At 48.0% G+C, this 20,784-nt stretch carries 16 protein-coding genes; 10 read left to right on the forward strand and 6 right to left on the reverse strand.

Annotated elements, in window-relative coordinates:
• Positions 1 to 12: 12 nt before the first annotated feature.
• Entirely contained in the window at positions 13 to 2,976 is a 2,964-nt protein-coding gene (locus IC230_RS15475) for a TolB-like translocation protein (protein WP_191039945.1), read from the reverse strand.
• Between the two features lie 321 nt (positions 2,977 to 3,297).
• Here IC230_RS15475 and IC230_RS15480 point away from each other — a divergent pair, with 321 nt between their 5' ends.
• The 4 genes from IC230_RS15480 (at position 3,298) to IC230_RS15495 (ending at position 9,886) form a co-directional block, all read left to right on the forward strand.
• Entirely contained in the window at positions 3,298 to 6,522 is a 3,225-nt protein-coding gene (locus tag IC230_RS15480; protein ID WP_191039946.1) for a SusC/RagA family TonB-linked outer membrane protein, read from the forward strand.
• Positions 6,523 to 6,528: 6 nt separating this feature from the next.
• Positions 6,529 to 7,911, forward strand: a complete 1,383-nt coding sequence (locus tag IC230_RS15485) for a RagB/SusD family nutrient uptake outer membrane protein (protein ID WP_191039947.1) — start codon at positions 6,529 to 6,531, stop codon at positions 7,909 to 7,911.
• Between the two features lie 255 nt (positions 7,912 to 8,166).
• The gene (locus IC230_RS15490; RefSeq protein WP_191039948.1) at positions 8,167 to 9,150 is read left to right on the forward strand and encodes a TIR domain-containing protein; all 984 of its coding nucleotides are present in this window, start codon (positions 8,167 to 8,169) and stop codon (positions 9,148 to 9,150) included.
• Positions 9,151 to 9,166: 16 nt separating this feature from the next.
• Positions 9,167 to 9,886 (forward strand): hypothetical protein, encoded by a 720-nt coding sequence (locus IC230_RS15495; RefSeq protein ID WP_191039949.1) that lies wholly within the window; start codon positions 9,167 to 9,169, stop codon positions 9,884 to 9,886.
• Between the two features lie 47 nt (positions 9,887 to 9,933).
• On the opposite strand, the gene IC230_RS15500 is transcribed toward IC230_RS15495, so the two are convergent.
• Complete coding sequence (locus IC230_RS15500; protein WP_191039950.1) at positions 9,934 to 11,364, reverse strand: aldehyde dehydrogenase family protein; 1,431 nt, start codon at positions 11,362 to 11,364, stop codon at positions 9,934 to 9,936.
• 166 nt (positions 11,365 to 11,530) lie between these two features.
• On the opposite strand from IC230_RS15500, the gene IC230_RS15505 reads away from it, so the two are divergent.
• From IC230_RS15505 to IC230_RS15530, 6 genes are all read left to right on the forward strand, one after another.
• Entirely contained in the window at positions 11,531 to 12,718 is a 1,188-nt protein-coding gene (locus tag IC230_RS15505) for a helix-turn-helix domain-containing protein (RefSeq protein ID WP_191039951.1), read from the forward strand.
• A gap of 270 nt (positions 12,719 to 12,988) precedes the next feature.
• On the forward strand, positions 12,989 to 13,747 hold the full coding sequence (truA, locus tag IC230_RS15510) for a tRNA pseudouridine(38-40) synthase TruA (protein ID WP_191039952.1): 759 nt from the start codon (positions 12,989 to 12,991) through the stop codon (positions 13,745 to 13,747).
• 98 nt (positions 13,748 to 13,845) lie between these two features.
• Positions 13,846 to 14,451, forward strand: a complete 606-nt coding sequence (locus IC230_RS15515; protein ID WP_191039953.1) for a nucleotidyltransferase family protein — start codon at positions 13,846 to 13,848, stop codon at positions 14,449 to 14,451.
• Positions 14,452 to 14,557: 106 nt separating this feature from the next.
• Positions 14,558 to 15,136, forward strand: a complete 579-nt coding sequence (locus IC230_RS15520) for a DinB family protein (protein WP_191039954.1) — start codon at positions 14,558 to 14,560, stop codon at positions 15,134 to 15,136.
• A gap of 23 nt (positions 15,137 to 15,159) precedes the next feature.
• The gene (locus IC230_RS15525) at positions 15,160 to 15,741 is read left to right on the forward strand and encodes a hypothetical protein (protein ID WP_191039955.1); all 582 of its coding nucleotides are present in this window, start codon (positions 15,160 to 15,162) and stop codon (positions 15,739 to 15,741) included.
• 37 nt (positions 15,742 to 15,778) lie between these two features.
• Positions 15,779 to 18,100 (forward strand): glycoside hydrolase family 65 protein, encoded by a 2,322-nt coding sequence (locus IC230_RS15530; protein ID WP_191039956.1) that lies wholly within the window; start codon positions 15,779 to 15,781, stop codon positions 18,098 to 18,100.
• Positions 18,101 to 18,257: 157 nt separating this feature from the next.
• On the opposite strand, the gene IC230_RS15535 is transcribed toward IC230_RS15530, so the two are convergent.
• From IC230_RS15535 to IC230_RS15550, 4 genes are all read right to left on the reverse strand, one after another.
• Positions 18,258 to 18,500: a hypothetical protein gene (locus IC230_RS15535; protein WP_191039957.1), complete on the reverse strand. Its 243-nt coding sequence runs from the start codon at positions 18,498 to 18,500 to the stop codon at positions 18,258 to 18,260.
• A 358-nt stretch (positions 18,501 to 18,858) separates the two neighbouring features.
• On the reverse strand, positions 18,859 to 19,248 hold the full coding sequence (locus IC230_RS15540; RefSeq protein WP_191039958.1) for a hypothetical protein: 390 nt from the start codon (positions 19,246 to 19,248) through the stop codon (positions 18,859 to 18,861).
• An 847-nt stretch (positions 19,249 to 20,095) separates the two neighbouring features.
• Positions 20,096 to 20,392 (reverse strand): hypothetical protein, encoded by a 297-nt coding sequence (locus IC230_RS15545; protein ID WP_191039959.1) that lies wholly within the window; start codon positions 20,390 to 20,392, stop codon positions 20,096 to 20,098.
• A gap of 3 nt (positions 20,393 to 20,395) precedes the next feature.
• Positions 20,396 to 20,719 carry a hypothetical protein gene (locus tag IC230_RS15550; protein WP_191039960.1) on the reverse strand — a complete coding sequence of 108 codons (324 nt, stop codon included), beginning with the start codon at positions 20,717 to 20,719 and terminating at the stop codon, positions 20,396 to 20,398.
• Between the last annotated feature and the right edge of the window lie 65 nt (positions 20,720 to 20,784).

The following is a 20,784-nucleotide window of genomic DNA, read 5'->3' on the forward strand; positions in this document are numbered from 1 at the left end:
TGCCCTATGCCACTAAAACCCAATATCGATCACCAACGGCTGCACGAGCCACTGCTGATTGGTGAGGTTATAGACTGAGCGTAAGCCGACCTCGAATGAGTTGCGAAGGCGAAGGGCGTTGAACACAAATGATACGTCGAGGCCTGTAGTTTGATACATATGCTTTACAGTATCGAAGCCATTCAGTCGACCGTATATATCGCGCACATCCACAGCACTTTGCCCTTGAGCCACGTCGTAAAAACCAGCCGCTTTCACGCGTTGTATATACAGCCATCGCCCGAGCGACCAGTGCATATCGGCCACGGGTAGTCGATATTCTATACTACCTGCCTGAATCTTATCATCGGCGATATACGACTGACCACGCGGATAAAATACAACGGCGCTGAATTGATACGTGCGCTGTGCCTGCTGCTGATAACCCGCCCTCAATCGGAGTGAATGATGTTTCGCTAAGCCGGGGAAAAATAAATTACCCTGCACACCCCACTGTTCGCCGGTTATGGCCCCACCAAAGGGTGTATTCCGATACGTAGCGGAGAGCGTCTGACCCCAGCGTGGTGCTACGTCGCGTTTGCTCTGCCGGAGTAATCGGGAATAACTAACGCCATACGTCATCGCATTCAGCGACCCACCTGACCCCACTTCCGTTACGTAGCGACCTGGCAGATCGTAATCCGTTACTTGTAGGTAATTATAATAGGCTGATAAACTGATACTCTGACCATATTTGGAATGCGTGAGTTGCAGAGGCAGCCGAATACCCGCCGTTAGTTGGTCGTACTGCCATCGATCGGTGCGAAGGCTATCGTAGGGGAGCGCTCTATCGATGTAAAGCGATGTCTGGCGGTTACCATGCTGAAAACTCAGGTCAAGAATGGGGAAAAGTCCCTGATAACTTAGCAGGGCATAGGCATTGCCGACCCGTTCGGATTGATTGTACGTATAGCCTACACCAACCTGCGTCGTACCGAGTAAATCCTGCGAATTCAGTCCGATCGATAGAGTTTGGCCCGTACTGGCTACGGTTGGACCCCAACTGTAAATGTTGAGCGCATGAGCCAGACGCCGGAAACGGCCAGGCGTGTAGGGGGTAATACGTAGTGAATCCGTTGCGAGGATCTGACGTCCGAGCACAGCGCCTGGTTCCAGTTTAGCCAGCGGCCCAAAATAACGTATCGTTTGGTCTTGAGCGGGTTCCGTGACGGGTTTCCAGTTGCCAGGATCAAGGGGCATATCGGCAATACGATAACCTGTAGTGGCAAAATCCTCAAAGGCAAGCCGAGTGCCCGATGGCGAAACCGTCGCATGGTAAGCGGCCAGCGGACGGGATGTTACCTGGAACACCTGCTTCGAACGAACGTCGACGGCATACACATTGTCGATGCCAGAACGGGGCGAGTTGTAGAGAACATAATTGCCCCACGGCTGTGGATGACTGATGTTCTCATTAGCCCGAGGCAGTAACTCAATACGTGTATTTTCATCCGTATCAATCTGCTGGATAGTTTTCTGACCGTCTTTTAATACCACCGCTACGATACGTCGATTATCGGACTGCCAACGCGGGTGCTGGAAGAAGTTGTTCTCAGGATTGGCGATCTCTTTTAGTTGCTTACCCGTCTGGGCGTCAAGTATCAGCAACCGGATTTTATAACGATCCGTATTGTCAACAACGACCAATTTTGTGTTGTCGGGCGAGAGGGCAGCGGCCGTGTACCGGGCACGACGGGTTAGGCGAGTCAGTTTTCCGGTTTTCAGATCGAGCAAGCGAATGTTGGAGTACACACGTTGTCCCCAGCGGGGATCGTAGCCAAACTCGATCCAGCAGGCTTTGGCAGGTGTGGCCGATAAATAATCAGGGTCGTTGGTGAAACCCTGCACAAACACCTGCTTTTCCCGGCGATCTTTTCCCAGAATCACCAATCGGGGCGTATCACCCAAGCCACTCTTCACGCACAATGCCGTCGAGTCAGTTAGAAACTGTGGATGCTGATAATTTGTGAAGACTGGGCGCCGTGGATTCGGCCGCCGTGGACTCGGCTGTTTTGATTGCTGTTTTTCAGCGTTAACGGGAAAGGTCGTCGCGGGCGTAACGGTTAGACCTTGCAGTTGTTTCTGCCAGGTCTCGGTCAGATCGTTCATCGCCTGGCTGTATAAATCCTCCGTTCGCAACTTGGTTTCATCCTTAATACTCGCCGACAGCGCAAAGGGCCACGGGAAACGCCGATAATTGCGACCAAGCACTCTACTCCAGACGTCAGGTCCATACGTACGTTTAAGATACGTAGTCAGCAGATAACCCAGTACGTAGTGATTCGGTACATTATCCCGGTACGAACCACAGACGGCTTTCGGATAATCAAATCGATTTCCCGAAAGCAGATTCGCTCGCATGCCTAAATCGAAATTAGGGATTCGTCCGCGGCCGCTGTTGCTCAGGAGCGTTTCATTACTGACGGCATCCCCTTCGGCAAACCAGTCGGGTACGGTTAACAGTGGAAGCTGTAGGCCTGTATTCCCCAGCAGTGTATAGAGCACCCGTCCATAGCCCTGTAAGGCTTTGTCGTTTTGAACGATATGCCGGTATTCATGCACCGCCAGTAAGTCGAGCCAGTTAAAGGTGCCCAGCAAATTCGGATCCTGGGGTGTCACGGCGAAAAACTCCGACCGTCGCGGAAACAGCGTAACGAATCCGTTGCTGTTTGTAGTCTGATTCTGAAGCAGTACCGAAATAGGCCGGGGCGGCTTCCCGAGTGAAGCACTGGCGGGTTCATACAGGCTTTCGAGTCGGTTAGCCGTTCGCTGAGCTGTTGAGTCTAAACCCATCGGATAGAGCACTCGAAAATGGGGTGTCGTTAACCGATACCAGCGGAGGCTTGTCGGGTTCTGATCGAGAATAGGCAATGTTTGCGCCCTGGCGGTGAGTACGGCCAGTAGGAGTAAGGCCGAAGAGAAATGTCGTCGTAACATGCAGTACCAATGATACGAAGTTTTTTTTATAAGCTGATGATCGTGATAAGCTACTTTATGTACTAAATAGGCTTTTTTAAAGTATATAGGCTAAATAGATAAAAGATCGAAACTGGTATTATGCGCAGATTTTTATTGATTATAAGGAGTAATTCGATCTTTCGCTTGCCAAGATTAAAAAGGATTTACGAATTGTTAATTGGAATATACTCAGAATGATTGAATGTTAAGTAATATTGTATGCCACCGTTTGCCTGGCATATATGAAAAACTTCTGTTTAGGGAAACTGGCCATTTATTAATCCTATAAACCAAATCTCTATGTCTGTTTTGCTACCCGATTATGTCAGAAATGGATACCGACAATGGGTGCTGTTCAGCCTGTTGTTTGCTGTAGCTCATTTTGGCTATGCCCAATCAACCATCACTGGTACGGTGACGGATGCTGCCAACAACGACGCGCTGGCTGGTACAACGGTTCAGGTCAAAGGAACCAACGTTGGGGCTACCAGCGATGCGCAGGGCAAGTATCAACTTAATCTGCCCGCTGGTGCCAAAACGCTTGTTTTCTCGTTTATCGGCTATCAGCCCACTGAAGTTGCTATTGGTAATCGTAGCGTAGTCGATGCTCGTTTAACCGCTACCGACAATGCGTTGAGTGAAGTGGTGGTGGTGGGTTACGGTGTTCAGAATCGTCGTGACATCACGACTGCCATCGGCTCAGTTAAAGCGCGGGACCTGGCTAATCAGCCGGTCACCAGTTTTGATCAGGCACTGGCGGCCAAAATTGCGGGGGTTCAGGTGTCGCAAACGTCGGGGGCACCGGGTGCCGCTCTGTCCATCCGCGTGCGCGGAACCGGATCGATCAGTGCCGGGAACGACCCGCTTTACGTAATCGACGGGATTCCACTCTCCCGTGATACCAAGTTTGCCACGGGCAGCACGAACACGCAGTTTCCTGACAATCCGATTAACGTACTGAGCACCATCAATACCGATGATATCGAAAGTATCGAGGTGCTGAAAGACGCGTCGGCGGCCGCCATTTATGGTTCGCGAGGGTCAAACGGCGTCGTACTGCTGACGACTAAACGGGGTAAAGAAGGGAAAACCGTAATCAATTATGATGGGTATACGGGCGTTCAGCAGGTATCGAAAAAGATTGATCTGCTCAACGCCTATGAGTATGCGCAACTAAGCTACGAGGCAAAAAACAATGCGTATCTGGACCGGAATCCAACGGGGAAAGCGACGGACTCCAACGACATTCGGAATAGGGGAGTAGGGGCACCCAGTACGTTGATTCAGCCCGAAATTGTGCCGTATCTCTCCGGGCAGGCTGGACTGACGGATACCGACTGGCAGAACGAGATTTTTCGCTCCGCTCCGATTCAGAACCATACCCTTTCCATATCAGGGGGTAAGGATAATGTCAAGTTCTACGTATCGGGTAATTACATGGATCAGCGGGGCGTGGTGATCAACTCGGGATTTAAACGCTACAGTGCCCGCGCCAACGTCGATGTGAAAAGTGGGCGACTAACGGTGGGCGCTAACCTCAATCCAACGTACTCATATCACGATCTGATCAAGGCCGAAGGTCCATACCTGGGTGAAGGGGTTGTGGGTCTTGCTCTGCAAATGCCTCCCCTGTTTCCAGTTTACAATGCCGATGGATCGTATAATTTTGGGGGAAACGCCTGGGGTTATGGGGCTACGTCAATCCTGAATCCGGTCGCCATTGCGAACCAGGTAAACGATAAGCTGAGCCAGCTGCGGGTGCTCGGTAATGTATACGCCCAGTATGAGATTACGAAGGACTTATCGTACCGGTTAAGCGTTGGGGCAGACGTCAATAGTTTCCAGCGCGATTACTACCGGCCCTCAACTCTCGAAATCCGGGATCGCAAAGGGGCTTCAACGCCAACGGGATTCTCGCGGGCGCAAAACTTTGTTGACTGGCTTGTCGAAAATACGCTGAACTACAATCATTCATTCGGGCTGCATACCATCTCAGGCCTGGCGGGGTTCACGGCCCAGAAAGATCGTCGGACGTCCAACGAGCTGACCGCTACCAATTTTCCGAACGATTTAGTGACTACCCTCAACGCTGGACAGGTGTCGTCGGGTGCTTCCGATATTCAGGAATGGTCATTACTATCGTATCTGGGTCGGGTGCAGTACGATTACAATGGGAAGTACCTCTTGTCGGCTGCGATTCGGGCCGATGGTTCGTCGCGGTTTGGGCGCGACAATCGCTACGGTACGTTCCCGTCTGTGTCGGCGGGCTGGAACGTATCACAGGAATCGTTTTTGAAGCCTGTTACGTGGCTGAGCGATTTGAAGATACGCGCCAGCTACGGTCTGACGGGTAATTTCCAGATTCCGAATTACGGCTCGATCAGTTTGCTCAATTACCAGAATTACATCCTCGGTAATGAAGTTGTCGTAAGTGGATTGGCTCCCGGTAATTCGGCCAACGACAAGCTGAAGTGGGAAAAAACGGCGATGTTCGACATTGGCTTCGACGTAAGTTTCTTTCGCAATCGCCTGAACCTGACCGTCGATTATTACAACGCCAATACCTCAGATCTGCTGTTGAACGTACCGGTACCGCGGGCATCAGGTTTCAGTACCGAGTTGCAGAACATCGGTAAAGTAAACAACCAGGGATTTGAATTTACCCTCAGTACCCGGCAAACCTTTGGGCGTTTACGCTGGGATGCGAGTGCGAACCTGGCGACTAACCGCAACGAAGTAAAAGCACTCGGACCCTCCGGCGATCCAATCATTGTGGCCGGTGGGGTAGCCGGAGCGCAGTTTATCACGCAGATCGGTCACCCCATTGGTGAATACTATACGTATATTAACGACGGAGTCTACAAGAATCAGGCTGAAATAGACGCCAGTCCAGGGCTTCACGTTTCTACAACCCGGCCTGGTGACTTTAAATTTCGGGACGTTAGTGGTGGGCCTAATGGACAGCCAGACGGAAAGTTTGATCTGAGCAGCGACCGGACCGTTACGGGCAGCTATTTCCCGAAATTCACGTTTGGGTTTACCAATAATTTCGCTTACCGTGGCTTCGATCTGGGATTCGCCGTTCAGGGTGTTCAGGGACACAAAATTCTGAATCTACTTCGACGCTACGTCTACAACATGGAAGGAAACGGAAACCTGTTCCGGGGAGCTCTTGACCGCTGGCAGTCGCCCGAGAATCCGGGGAATGGTGTGGTGAATCGTGCGAACCGCCTGGCGTCGGGTTCGAATGGCGAAATCTCGACTTGGCACATTGAAAGCGGCTCCTACGTTCGCATACGTACCATTACGCTGGGCTACACGCTGCCCACAACCCTACTGCAACGGATACGCGTGACCCGCGCCCGCATTTACGTGACGACGCAGAATCCATTTACGTTCACGAAATACCTGGGGTATAATCCGGAGGTGAACAGCCGTCCCGACAGTGCCCTGTCTTCCGGCGAAGATTACGGTACGTATCCACTGCCCCGCACGACGTCGGTTGGTATCAATTTATCCTTCTAATCAGCCATGAAAAAAGTAGCTATAATTTTTACTGCCCTTGTGAGTCTGACCGCTTGTCAGAAAGATTTTCTGGAACTAAAGCCATTGTCGCAACCTAACGTAGATAACTTTTACAAAACGGCCAATGACTTCAACAATGCCGTCAACGGCGCGTATGATGCCTTGCAGAGTTCGACCCAGTATGGGGGCGATTACAATACCGTCATCGAAACCCGAAGCGATAATGTCCTCGATAATGATCCGTCGTCGGGCTCGGGGCTGCGCTACAACATCGATCGCTTTATTGAGCCAACCACGAACAGCGTTTTGCGCGATACGTGGGGAAGTCTGTATACCGGCATCAACCGCTGTAATCTGATTCTCGACAAGATTGACGCCGTAACGATGGATGCTACGTTGAAAAACCGGTATAAAGGCGAAGCGCAGTTTATCCGGGCGTTGTCGTACTTTAATCTGGTCCGCTTATGGGGGAAAGTACCGCTCGTGCTGACCGCTGGTTCGACAACCGATGCCCGTTCGTATGTCCGGAACGAGATTGCCGATGTGTATGCGTCCATCGAAAAAGATCTGACGGCGGCAGCGGCTGGTTTACCCGCTACCTATACAGGCAACGACATTGGCCGGGCAACGTCGGGGGCGGCTAAGGGATTACTTGGTAAAGTGTATGTAACGGAAAAGAAATATGATCTGGCCGTTACTACGTTGAAGGACCTGGTGACTGGAACAACGTATCAGTTACTGTCCAATATTGCCGATGTATTTGCGGTTAATAACAAGAACAATGCGGAGCTTTTGTTCTCTGTTAAGTTTAAGAAAGGAGGTTCATTGGGCGAAGGGCACGGTTCGTGGTTCGGCACCAGCATTGGCGACAACATCGAACCGTCGTTACGAGCGGCTTATTCTACTGGCGACAAGCGGCTTCCGTTAACCGTGCAGATACCGGTGCCAACGAGTATCAATGGTGTGCCGAGGAAGTTTTATGACGAACTGTCGACGACGAACGATGTGGGTAACGATTTCCCGGTATTACGGTTTGCGGACGTACTGCTGCTGTATGCTGAAGCGCTGAACGAAGTAAGTTACCAGGCCAACGGCGATGCATTTACCGTTCTGAATCGGGTACGTACCAGGGCAGGCGTGGCGACTTATACGGCTGCGCAACTGGCCACCAAGGAAGCGTTTCGGACGGCAATCATTAGCGAACGCCGACTGGAGCTGGCCCTGGAAAGCGACCGCTGGTTCGATCTGATCCGCACAGGTACGGCGGTTGACGCCCTTAAAGTGACAGGCATCACCATGCCAGCCTATCGCATGTACTATCCAATTCCGCAATCGGAGATCGATGTGTATAACAACAGGACAACATTCCCGCAGAACGACGGGTATTAATTGTTTGACAATACAGGCGTTTCTTTTTATAAAAAACCACCAGAGAACTTAAAAATTCCTGGTGGTTTTTTATGTATTATTTTTCAAGTGTATTGTGTAGAAAAGTCGGTTTTTAGAGTAGCATATCCTATTGTCTAATCGCTAAAATACGGGAAAATCCCCATTGTGATTTGCACCAATATTGGTTTGTTTTGTCTCTGGAAAATGCCTCATGTCTTTCTCTACATAACAATAGTCATTAAGTGATTTTATCCTATGGAGACGACTAATTTACAGATGAATAAGAGACGCCCAAAAGTGTTTATTGGTTCTTCGTCTAAAGGATTACCTGTCGCCAGCGCAATACAGGAAGGACTCTATGATTATTACGAAGTTGATGTATGGAATCAAGGTGTATTTGGCCTAATGCAAGTCAATATTGATGCGCTTATCGAAGCTGGTAACGACTTCGATTATGCTATATTGATTTTAACACCTGATGACGAAGTCACGTCTAATAGCGCTACTACACCTTCACCTAGAGATAATGTGATTTTTGAGATTGGTTTCTTTCTTGGGGCGTTGGGTAAAGAGAAAACATTTATAGTACACGATAGAACAGCCAATATAAAAATACCAACAGATCTTGCTGGTTTAAGCTTTGCGAAGTTTGCTCCTGTAAATAATGGAAATTATACCGCTGCATTAGGCCCTGCCTGTAACAAGATAAAACTTAAAATCGATGAAATTGAAAACAGGCAAGGCCCCATTGATGGCGTCCATCTACTTGTTCAGAGCGCGTTGCAGTTGGTGTCTAAAGCACTGACAGCTCCCGTTGATATCAATGTGTCAAAGTTGAGAGCCTTTATATTCAAGAAAGAAGATTCGATATTAGTCTGTACTCACTTTTGGGCTCCATATCCAGTCATAGAAGTAGTAGGTGATCTTAAATTTGATATAAACCCGTTAACTGTCGAGCAGGTGGCTGTTGTAAAAGCCGCTAACAAAAAGAGAGTTATTGGCGTACCCGTTTCGCCCCTGTCTACCGAAATAGATGGGGTTGAGGGCGATGTAGACGAAGGGCTTTGTTTTGTTCTAGCAGCTCCTATTCTTGGTCCTAGAGGTGAAGTTTGGGGAACTGTAGACTTTGATGCTTCAAGTGAAGAAGGCGCAAATCTTTTGCGTCAGCCGATGGCACAAAACGTAATATTTGAATTAGGAAAGCATCTGTACATGACTTTGGTCAACCAAAAGTCGTAATAAATCAATGTATGTTATGGAAACCATAAATGATTTTGTCAGGGAGGTTAAGAATTTCTCGAAATCTAACTGGTGGATATATGTTATCTATGTACTATCACTTACTATCATACTATTCACGCATACTGGAAGTATTACGATTATACTTGTAAGTACACTTTTTCACTTTGTCGCTGATATATTCATAATGATGATGTTTAGCGCATATGCCAGCAAAAAATACAACAAAGGCTCTCACTTTCAAGTAGCATCAATGCTGATTTTCCTGTCGATAAAAATATTTACAGGCTTAAATAATGGAGGGTGGCATTATCTTGCGGCTGATCCAATCTATGCGTTAGCCGCTATAAAAAACTGGAAGCTGGATGTGAAAAAGATTAATATTCAAAGTATCAACTGGATTACCATGTCTGTGCTTAGTCTTGTTCTAATATTCGGGATATTTTATCCACTTATTCGAAATGGATACATTTCAATTTCCTGGGCGAGGTGGGTTCAGACAACCGGTATATTCCTGTTTGCAATTGCCCTTTCCACAACTGAAAATGAGCGATTACGTTATATGTTATCAATAGTAGCGCTGGGCATTATGATCGGGGGGTCAGCTTGGGAAACCATCAATTCTATTATTTATACTGGAACTAGTCCGAACACAGGTCTTTCATTATCCTACACGCTCCTGCCACTTTCAGTATTTGTTTTTTATATCAAGAAGTGGCCACTGATTATGAAGTGACCAGACAACGATTTAGGAGTCAGCCAATTTAAATCTAGTCGTTCTTCTCACACGTACTTCAGAATGTACTTGATCAATTTCTTGACCTTGTCGGTATAGGGCGGATAGATGAACTTAAGCGTACCGAATTCCCGCTGCATGATACCGCGCTGATTGGAAAACGCCTGAAAGCCGAAAAAGCCATTCGATTTACCTAATCCACTGTGATTGACCCCACCAAAGGGAAGTTCGATATTGCCGAAATGAACCATCGTGTCGTTCACGACGGTGTTGCCTGCCGAGGTCCGGTCCAGAATATACTGGGTAGTCTGCCGGTTTCGGCTTTGAATATACAGGGCCAGCGGCTTCTCGCGCTGGTTGATGATCTGTAGCGCATCGTCGAGGTTCGTATACGTCAGGACGGGAAGTACCGGACCAAAAATCTCTTCCTGCATGACCCGCATGGTATCCGTAACACCCTCCAGTACAGTTGGTTCAATGAATTTCTGTCCGGCATTCAGGTTGCCCCCCAACGTAACGGTTGCGCCTTTCGCAACAGCATCATCGATTAAAGCACGAATACGCTCAAAGTGCTGCGTATTCACGATGCGGGCATAACTGTCCGACGTATCAACTGGTTTTCCATCGGGGCTATACATGGCGGTTACGTTCGCCTGCAGCGCCTGTACAAACGGTTGTTTAATCGACTCATGGACAAGCACATAATCCGGTGCTATGCAGGTTTGGCCGTTGTTGAGGCATTTACCCCAGGCCACTTGGGCAGCAGCCAGTTTCACATTAGCCGAAGCGTCGATAAGAGCCGGAGATTTGCCGCCTAATTCTAACGTAACGGAGGCCAAATGCGTCGCAGCGGCAGCCATCACGATGCGTCCAACCGCTGAGCTTCCGGTAAAGAAAATATGGTTGAACGGCAACGCTAACAACGATTGGGCTACGTCGGCATCTCCTTCAAAAACCATCACTTCTTCGGGTAGAAACAGATCCGTAAGCATCCGTTTGATCAGGCCGGACGTATGGGGCGTCAGTTCGGAAGGTTTTACCATCGCTACGTTCCCGGCAGCGATGGCTGATAGCAACGGTTTTATGGCCAGAACGAACGGGTAATTCCAGGGAGCTATAATCAGTACGTTGCCTTTGGGTTCGTAGCGTATATAGCTCTTCGTGCCCAGCAAGGCCAACGGCGTTGGAAGCGGCTGCGCCTTCATCCACTGTTTCAGATGCTGAATGATGTGCTTGATCTCCGCGTGGAGTGGCATTAATTCGCCTATGCTAACCTCAGAAGCCGGCTTTCGGAAATCATCATACAGCGCCTTCTGAATGGCCGATTCGTTCGTTATAACCCACGTTTGAATACGACGGATTCGTTCGATACGCTGATCGGCGGTTGTCAGGGCCATCTGGGGGGCCTGTCGATGTTGCGTATCGAAAGCCGTCTGTAAATCACTACGTAAATCGGGTTTGGCGAAGGGCGTTGTCATACGGCCATTGAAATACTATCAGGCTTGGGAAATTGGATAACACCCAGAGCCTGAAACGTTAAAAAGTTTATGTCAAAAGTACTAAAAACGAGTTGAACTGTCGGGGATTGGTATTTAAACCCTGAATCGTCTATCTTAGCTGAAACTTTAGCCAACCCCGAACCGGATGACGCTCGTTAGTGATAACATCCGCTATCTGCGTAAGCTGAATGGTCTGACGCAGGAGCAGTTTTCTCGTAAAATAAACATAAAGCGTTCGTTATTAGGAGCCTACGAAGAGGGGCGTGCCAATCCGAACCAGCAAAATATACAAGCCATTGCCAAAGCGTTTAACACGACCGTTGAACTATTAACCCGCCAGGACCTTCGCAAACTGCGCGAAACGCCGAATCTTAGTATTCCGCTAGGGCAGTCAAACAAGGCAGCAGACACGTATTTTAGTCGTTCAGAACGGCATATTGAAACTGGGCCAGCGATTCGATCCGACGGAAAGTTAACGACGGACGACGACCCGTTTCAGCACCCGGATTTTCCGGATATTTTTGCGCAGCCCGCAGCTCCGGTGCCTGAACCGCAGCCTTTATCGTCGGTCCTGAATAAATACTATAAAACGCAGGAAGAACCGCGTCGACCAGCCACCATTGCGCCGGTGCATCGGGATAATTCGGCACTCATTCCACCAGTCATTACGTCGCCGGTACGGCCCGGTCAGGAACGCCCATCAGCCGACCACCTGTTCGACGCTTCTGATTATCGACCTGGTCCGCAACAGTCTGGTCGTCAGGCGGAGTCGTTGACGTTCAACAATGTCTATGAGGAACCCGCTTCGAATACCCGATCCAGTCAGACCCCACAATCGGTTGCGCCAACGATTCCGGTTGTGATGCAGCGCCAGTTTACGGAATACGGACAGCGGCATCAGCAGGCCGACTTTCTGCACCGCCTTCCGGCCATGCATTTGCCAACCCTACCCGAAGGACACTATCGGGCTTTCGAGGCTGGCGACGACTTCGCATTTCCAGGCGCTCTGCTGGTTGGGAAGTTTATACGCAACTGGTTCGATATTGCCGACGGGAAATTATACGTCTTGCTGCTTCAGCCGCAGCGGACTGATCGGTCCGATAATTCAGGGATTTTTTGTCGGCGGGTGTATAATCAGGTGAAAGTGAAGGGTACATTGTTGTTAACCGCCGACCGTACGGACATTCCCAATCGCGAAATCGCGTTGAAAGATGTGCTTGAGGTGTGGGAAATATGCGCTTTTGTCAGCCAGCAACTGCCTGCTCCAGCGCCCAATACTGACCGGTTACGTCAGTTGGTGGATGAATTGAAATTCGAAGTCGAGCGTTTTTAACGGAAACGTCGGAAAATGGTCAACCCTTTTCTTGAAAAGAATCAGGCTGTAATAGTCTGTTTTAACAAGATTGCAGTACTATTATTCAGAGTGGAGTAAACGGAATCCTCTCGAAGATTGATTGTCAGTGCGAATCTGACGCCAGTACGTTCGGCTCTTTTCGCGCCTTTCTCTTTAATGTTGGGGGCTTTGGCAACAGGAAGTGTTTTCCTGAAACCAAAGCCCCCTGTTGTTTTACGGAAGCCGACAAACTGTACTTTTGCCGGTATTATGCGTTATTTTCTTCAATTAGCGTATCGGGGCACAACGTATCACGGCTGGCAGCGTCAACCGAATGGGCTAAGTGTACAGGAAGTACTCGAAACAGCCTTGACAACCATACTGCGTCAGCCGATTGCAATCGTAGGCAGCGGGCGGACAGACGCGGGGGTTCATGCGGGTGAGCAATTTGCTCATTTCGAGACCGATGCTACGTTGCCTGACCAATTGCTTCGGTCGCTCAACAGCCTGATTCCGCCAGACATTGCTGTGTATGATTGCTTCCCCGTCCGAGCCGACGACCACGCCCGCTATACCGCTACGTATCGCTATTACCAGTACCAGATCATTCGTCGGAAAGATCCGTTTCGGGAAGGACTTGCCTATCTATTCAACCCATCGTTGAACGTAGCACGCATGAATGAAGCTGCCGGTAAATTGCTGGAACACATCGATTTTGAGAGTTTTAGCAAAGTAAAAACAGATGTGCGGACGTTCAACTGCCAGATTGACTGGGCTTATTGGGAGGAGAAGCCGAACCATGATCTGGTTTTTCATATCCGCGCCAATCGCTTTCTCCACGGTATGGTACGGGCGATTGTTGGAACGCTGTTGGCGGTAGGACAGGAGCGGTTGAGCGTCGATGAATTTGAAAACATTATTCTGGCCAGAAATCGTAAACAAGCTGGGCGGGCAGCTCCGGCCGAGGGACTGTCGCTGGTCGAAGTCGGTTATCCAGATGCTGTATTTAACGAACGAAGAAGTGCGTGAAGAGTGAAGAATAGTTTGTATTAGCTTTTTATTCTTCACTCTTCATTCTACAGTCTTCACTCATTTTTTTCGCTAACTTTCATCAAAAAAGAATTCTCTTGAAACTAGGAACGATCATATTGGCAGCTGGAGACTCCTCACGCATGGGTGGTGAGCCGAAACAGTTGCTCACGTATAAAGGGCAGTCGCTGATCCGTCGGACTACTGAGAGTGCACTGGCTTTACAAGATGGCCCGGTTGTGGTTGTATTGGGCGCCCATCGCGCTCGAATTGTGCCGGAACTGACCGGTTTACCCGTTACCATCATTGATAACCCGAGCTGGTCAACTGGACAGGCTTCGTCACTTAAAACGGGGTTGGCGGCACTCTATCTGACGCATAAAGACATCGACGCGGTACTGGTATTGCATATCGATCAGCCGCTGGTATCGCTCGGGTTGCTGCTGCACATGCTGGAAGTCAGGAAGGATGAAGGAAAAGGCATTGTTGCCTGTCGATACGGTACCCAGGTTGGCGTTCCGGCTCTTTTCGATCGCGACTATATCGACGAGCTGCTACAATTGGCAGGAGACAAAGGATTGCAGTGGGTAATTGTTCGCCATCGCGACGACTGCTCGGAAGTGCCGTTCGAAGCGGGCGCCATTGACCTGAACTTCAAACGTGACGTCGAACAATTCCAGCAGGCACAAATGCAGGCTCAGTAATAAAAATTTTTGAAAGCCAGCTTTGATGTTCTAAACCACAGAGGCACGGAGAACACAAAGACAGTCGATAAAAAAAACGTGTTCTCCGTGCCTCTGTGGTTAAAAAATGCAGAAACTCGATACTGCCCGCGATTTGCAACATCGCCTTTCCATTGTTCTGGAAACGGTTCAACAGGAGTTTGCGAGCCTGACCGACGAACAGCTTCGCTGGAAACCCGCGCCCGATCGCTGGAGTATTGTGGAGTGTTTGCAGCACCTGAATCTGGCCGAACGGTTTTACATCCGCAACATTCAGCACAAAGTCGATAAACTGGGGTTATTGCAGACAAATCCAACGGACCAGAACGTTGAAAGCGACTGGATTGGGAAAGCCATGTTATTTGCCGTTGATCCACAGGTGAAAATCAAACTACCCGCGCCGGGTATGATTCGGCCACGACCGGCCGCTGAACTGGTTCCCGCCGACGTAATCGGGCAGTTTCTTGATCTGCAAACGTTGTTACGTTCGCTTCTGGACAAAGCCGTTTATCTCGACTGGAACCAGGAGAAAGTGATGACGCTGTTCGGTAACTGGCTTAAAATCCGGTTAGGCGACGCGTTCCGCATGTTAATCGCGCATACAGAACGGCACATGAAACAGGCGATGCGGGTAAAGGCGGAAATGGGTACATTTGCTTCGTTATAAACTAAACGACGCGCCTTTTTTTGATGTGTAAAGCCCCTCTGTTCCTGTTTTTTTGCCTCCTAACTCATCTTACAGTTGCCCAGGATATTGTCGAATGGTCGCCAACGTATCAGCTGACGAAGCGTGACTTTCAGCTCAAAGCGCCCAATTCCGGCAATAGCCAGCGATATTATGCCGCTTGTCAGATGGATTTTAGTTATCAGATGAGTGGGTATGAGTTTATGTTTACAAAAAATTTCAATCGCTTTGCACGGGCTATTTTCAATCGAAAAGCGTCCTGGCTAGACGAAGGCCCTTTAGCAGATCGGTTGATTGACATGGCGCAGCTTGATTTTGATCTGGTTGAATTGTATACCCGTAAAATTCGCAAACGGATGTACGAAGAGAAGCGGGCTTTTTCAAACATGGATTTTTATAAACAAGCCGTCAGCGAAACCCAGAAGCTGTATGCCGAACGACTTGCGGAAATTGTCCGACTGACAGACGGTGGGCAGTCAGAAACCCGAACGAGGGAAATTCGTGAACAGATTGTCCGTGAAATCAATGAGTTAAACGAATATTGCAAAGAATGTAAACCCGCGAAGAAAAAGACGGATCGGAAGTAAGTTCTTTTGATAGATTGACCAATAACCTATGCGTTAAATGAAACACTATTTACAACACGACCCCTGGAATATTGTTGAAGAAGGTTTTCACCGTGATTTTAATGAAGTAACCGAAAGCGTGATGTCGCTGGGTAACGGCCGACTCGGTGGGCGTGGTTCGTTTGAAGAGAAATATTCGGGCAAAACTATGCTGGGTAACTACGTAGCGGGCGTGTATTACCCCGACAAAACCCGCGTAGGCTGGTGGAAGAATGGGTACCCCCAGTATTTTGCCAAAGTGCTGAATGCCGCCAACTGGATCGGTATCGACATTGACATTGAGTACGAAACCCTCGATCTGAACCACTGCGAGGTCCGTGATTTTCGGCGGGTACTGAACATGGAGGAAGGTTACCTCGAACGCTCCTTCGTGGCCCGGCTGAAAAGTGGGAAAGAAGTACAGGTGAATGCCAAGCGGTTCTGCTCCATTGTCGATGATGAAGCGGGCGCGATCCGGTACGCCATCAAACCCCTTAATTTCGACGCCAAAATTACCATTACCCCTTACATCGACGGCGACATCCGTAATCGAGACGCTAATTACGACGAAACCTTCTGGGATGAAGTTCGCAAGGAAACGGCTTATGGAGAAGCGTACATTGAACTCCGTACCCGCAAAACCGGCTTCCACGTAGCAACGGGCATGTGCGTTTCCATTGAGCAGGATGGCCTGTCGATTGACTACCAGTCGCAGCCAATTAAATACGAAAAATACGTAGCGAACCGGATTACACTCGACTGTCGGCAGGGGCAGGAAACGGTTGTGTATAAATATGCTGTCAACCTGTCGTCGCTGAACTACGACCCGGATACGATCATCAAAGAAGCCCATCAGTATATCCAGCGGATTACGCGGAAGGGTTTCGACAAGATGCTGTTCGAACAGAAGCAGGCCTGGGCCGATAAATGGAAGATGAACGACATCGTTATCGATGGCGACATTGCGGCTCAGCAAGGTATCCGCTTTACTATTTTCCAGTTGAACCAGACGTATACTGGCGAAGATGAGCGGCTGAATATCGGTCCGAAAGGCTTTACAGGTGAGAAATACGGCGGATCGACCTACTGGGATACCGAAGCCTATTGCTTACCGTTCTACCTTTCGACGGCCGACCAGAAAGTAGCCCGTAATCTCCTGATCTATCGCTACAAGCAACTTGGAAAAGCCATTGAAAATGCCCAGAAACTTGGGTTTCGGGCCGGAGCTGCGCTGTATCCGATGGTAACGATGAACGGTGAAGAATGCCATAACGAATGGGAAATCACTTTTGAAGAAATTCACCGGAACGGCGCCATTGCCTACGCCATTTACGACTACGTTCGCTATACGGGCGATGAACAATATCTGGTCGATTATGGACTGGAAGTACTCATTTCAATCAGCCGGTTCTGGAGCCAGCGTGTCAACTGGTCGAAATCAAAAGAGCAGTACGTCATGCTGGGCGTAACAGGACCGAACGAATACGAAAACAACGTTAACAACAACTGGTACACGAACTACATTGCCGCCTGGACGTTACGCTACACGACGGAAGCTGTGGCCAAAGTCAAAGCCCTGAATCCTGAAAAATACGCTGAACTGATCGACCGGATTCACTTCCGGGAGGAGAAAGAACTGGCTACCGCCCGGCAGATCATCGATAAGATGTATTTGCCTCAGGATGACCAATTAGGGGTTTTTCTACAGCAGGAAGGATTTCTGGACAAAGACCTGATGCCGGTTTCCGACATTCCGAAAGGGCAACGGCCGATCAATCAGCACTGGTCATGGGATCGGATTTTGCGGTCCTGTTTCATCAAGCAGGCCGACGTATTGCAGGGATTGTATTTCTTCGAGGACGAGTTCGACGTGGATACACTACGTCGCAATTTTGATTTCTATGAACCCATGACTGTTCATGAGTCATCACTGTCGCCCTGCGTTCACTCCATTCAGGCATCGAAATTGGGGATGAAAGAAAAAGCCTACGAAATGTACCTCCGCACCGCCCGACTGGATCTTGATGATTATAACAACGACACGGAAGATGGTTGCCACATTACATCGATGGCTGGTACGTGGCTGGCCGTTGTGAAAGGATTTGGCGGCCTGCGAGTTGAGGATGAGAAATTGGTGCTGAGTCCATACTGCCCCGATAACTGGCAGGCGCTGGCCTTCAAGATTCGGTTCCGGGATATGTTGGTGCAAGTCACGACCACGCAGCGGGACGTAACAGTGCAAAATTTCTCAACAATGCCCATTACCATCAACCTGCACGACAAGGACGTAACGATTAAAGCCGAAAGTCAGAAGACGATAAGCAGTAAAGTGACAGCTTAATAGCGTCCGATTTTAGAAGTTATCTGAATTGGTGCGGACATGTTTACGAAACCGCCCGCATGGAACGAGCTGAATGAATTCAAGCAGCTTTTTACTGGCAACGTCGAAGTGACTAATGAATTTCGGCGTTGCTATTTTGCGTAAGCAGGCTTACCACTTAGTCGCTCGATTCAGGGGCAAGTATAGCTTGATTTAACTCTCTTATGGCGATTACAGCAAAGGCAAGCTTGTCTGATTTTCGGTATTGCCCAACTTGTATAGCACCAGAAGGGGGCTCGAAAGAGTGTTTCACTTTCTGACAAGCTATACCTATGGCGGGATTCAATCTGAGTTTGAACTGACGAATAGGTGTATCCGCACCAAACCAGAGATTTATGATATTTTTAACTGTCGGTTTCATAACGCTTCATAGTAATTGTTATAAACTCAACAACGTCCTGCTAGTAATGTTTTGCTAATTGCCTCATTATTAGGGAATTTGATTAATATCAGGAAGCCCCCAAAATTAGCTTATCAGTAGACTGTGCAGCATTTGCTGAGTTCTCTTCCGCTCCTGTTTTGCATTCTAAGCTATCGTAACCTCACAACCACAACCTTCACACTGAACTGTTAATTTATTTCAGAAACAGAGTGTGATATGATGTTTAGAAACGAAAGTATCTTACCAACTAAAATCGCTCAAAAAACAGTTTCTACAGTTTTTGAGCGATTTTAGTTGGTAAGATACAGGATATGCTGTAGTTATTTCTAGGCTTAAATTAGCGGGATTTTTCGCTGGATTTTGTGGGCTTATCAGCCTGTTTGTTTTCGATAAGCAGAACGTTTTGCACTTTACGTTTCGGTTTGATCGTTGTTGACGACTGTTTGTAAATCTCAGGAATATTTTTACTCATACGATTGACTTCCTGAGTCCTACTGTTGTTGGTTTCCCGTAAAATAGCTTCATCATTCAACCGATCTTCAGTTTGTTGGGCTTGCCGTTTCAGAAACTCCTCTTTATATAAGATCACTTCCAGTTGATTGGCGTCCATTGTGACTGCTTCCAGTTCATTCGTGGCCTGAGTAACATTAACCTGAGCCAAAGAGTAAGGGGAGGTAATGATGTAGCTAACTGAAAATAATGCAAAAATGATAATTTTGATTTTCATACTGATTCCACCATTTGAGGGAGGATACTAGACTAACCATCGTACTTAGTCTAAAGTTGCAAAGTGCTGATAATTAAAAAATTATATTTAGTGGTTGAAGCTTTTGAAAAAAAGCAAATAAGTATTATTCATTGATTTACGGCTACTTAAATTAAAAATAACTATAGATTGTAAAGTAATAATTATATAAATAATGCAAATTTTTTTGTTTTATATCTCGGCAGATTTTTCCAATATTGGCTATACTAAATTGATCGTTAGTCTATGGGGTGTTTTTTATTGGAGCCTTGAAATTTGTCTGAATAGTAATTTCGAAAACTAAAATTCAGCAGCCCTGTACCATCCTTGTTTGGTTTTAATCTAGGGCGACTATTTCTACCAATGAGGTGCGGATTGATACGTTAAATTGACGGAATCAGGCTGTTACTATTCAACAACAGCCTGGTGTGGCTCGAACGTATAGTAAGACATGTACGTTGTATCTCCCGGAAGGTCTAAACAACAAAACTCAATGACTATCAGTCAAATAAATCAACTACAACAAGGAAATAAGGTCAATCACAAACGATACGGATCTTGTACCGTTGATGGCGTTATACGGGGCTATGGCCCGTTGCTGCTTCCCGACACGATCGCTGGACGGGTCTTACTTAGTGCAGACTCTAGAATTCCAGTTGGTACGTCAGTTGTTGAACCTTTGTTTCACTTATTGACCAGCCTGGCTCTGCCAACCGTTAAAGTGAGATCAGACGACCCAAGCCAATTAACAGGAACGTTGCCTAAGTTCTAAGAGTGGACTGAGTGCATAAATAAATCCTGTGAAGAAAGCCAAGGGATAATTACCTGCTCATTTCAACCGCTGATTAAGGGCTAAATGCTCACTCGTATGGCGTTTTAGTATGTCCATTCGGAGCTCTCGATCCTGATGCTTTAATGCTTTCAGCTCATCCAAATGTTGCCTTACCAGAGCTTCTCGTTGATGAAAATTAATTTCTTCCTGGTTCAAGCGAGTCCTTTCCTGCTCGTGTTTAGTCGATAAAGCAGAGCGATTCACTGTTTCAAAAGCGAGTTGCTCCTTCCACTCTATACGTTGTTGGTAAGTCAATTGAGTCCGCTGTTCACTTTTCTCCCTTTCTGTGTTCATAGTTTATCTATAACAATCCCGGCGCAGTTTATGTGGTAGTTTAAAGTAAAAAATATCACTACCCACAATGTCGATGAGCTCAGCGACCCCACGTGTAGACGAAAACCGATCAGTGCGAGGTGGAGGTATAACTGCATAATTACGCTGGCTGTCATTGTAACTGAATGAGACGGTCAGACTCTGTCGGGAAGCTACGTAGCGTTCAGGCTGAACTAACTGATTCTGAGTGTAGATAAAGCCAACAGGCGAGATAGAGAACTCCTGCCGTTGTCCAAACGACGATGCCGTTGTCAGTAAAAGCAATCCGGTAAAAAGCCTATAAATCACGTCCTTGTCTTTGCATACATAATTGAGTAACTAGTGTGGGCTAAAGGTACAGGTGGGTCTTTTAA

This window comes from Spirosoma validum (genome assembly GCF_014699035.1).
GTDB lineage: Bacteria > Bacteroidota > Bacteroidia > Cytophagales > Spirosomataceae > Spirosoma > Spirosoma validum.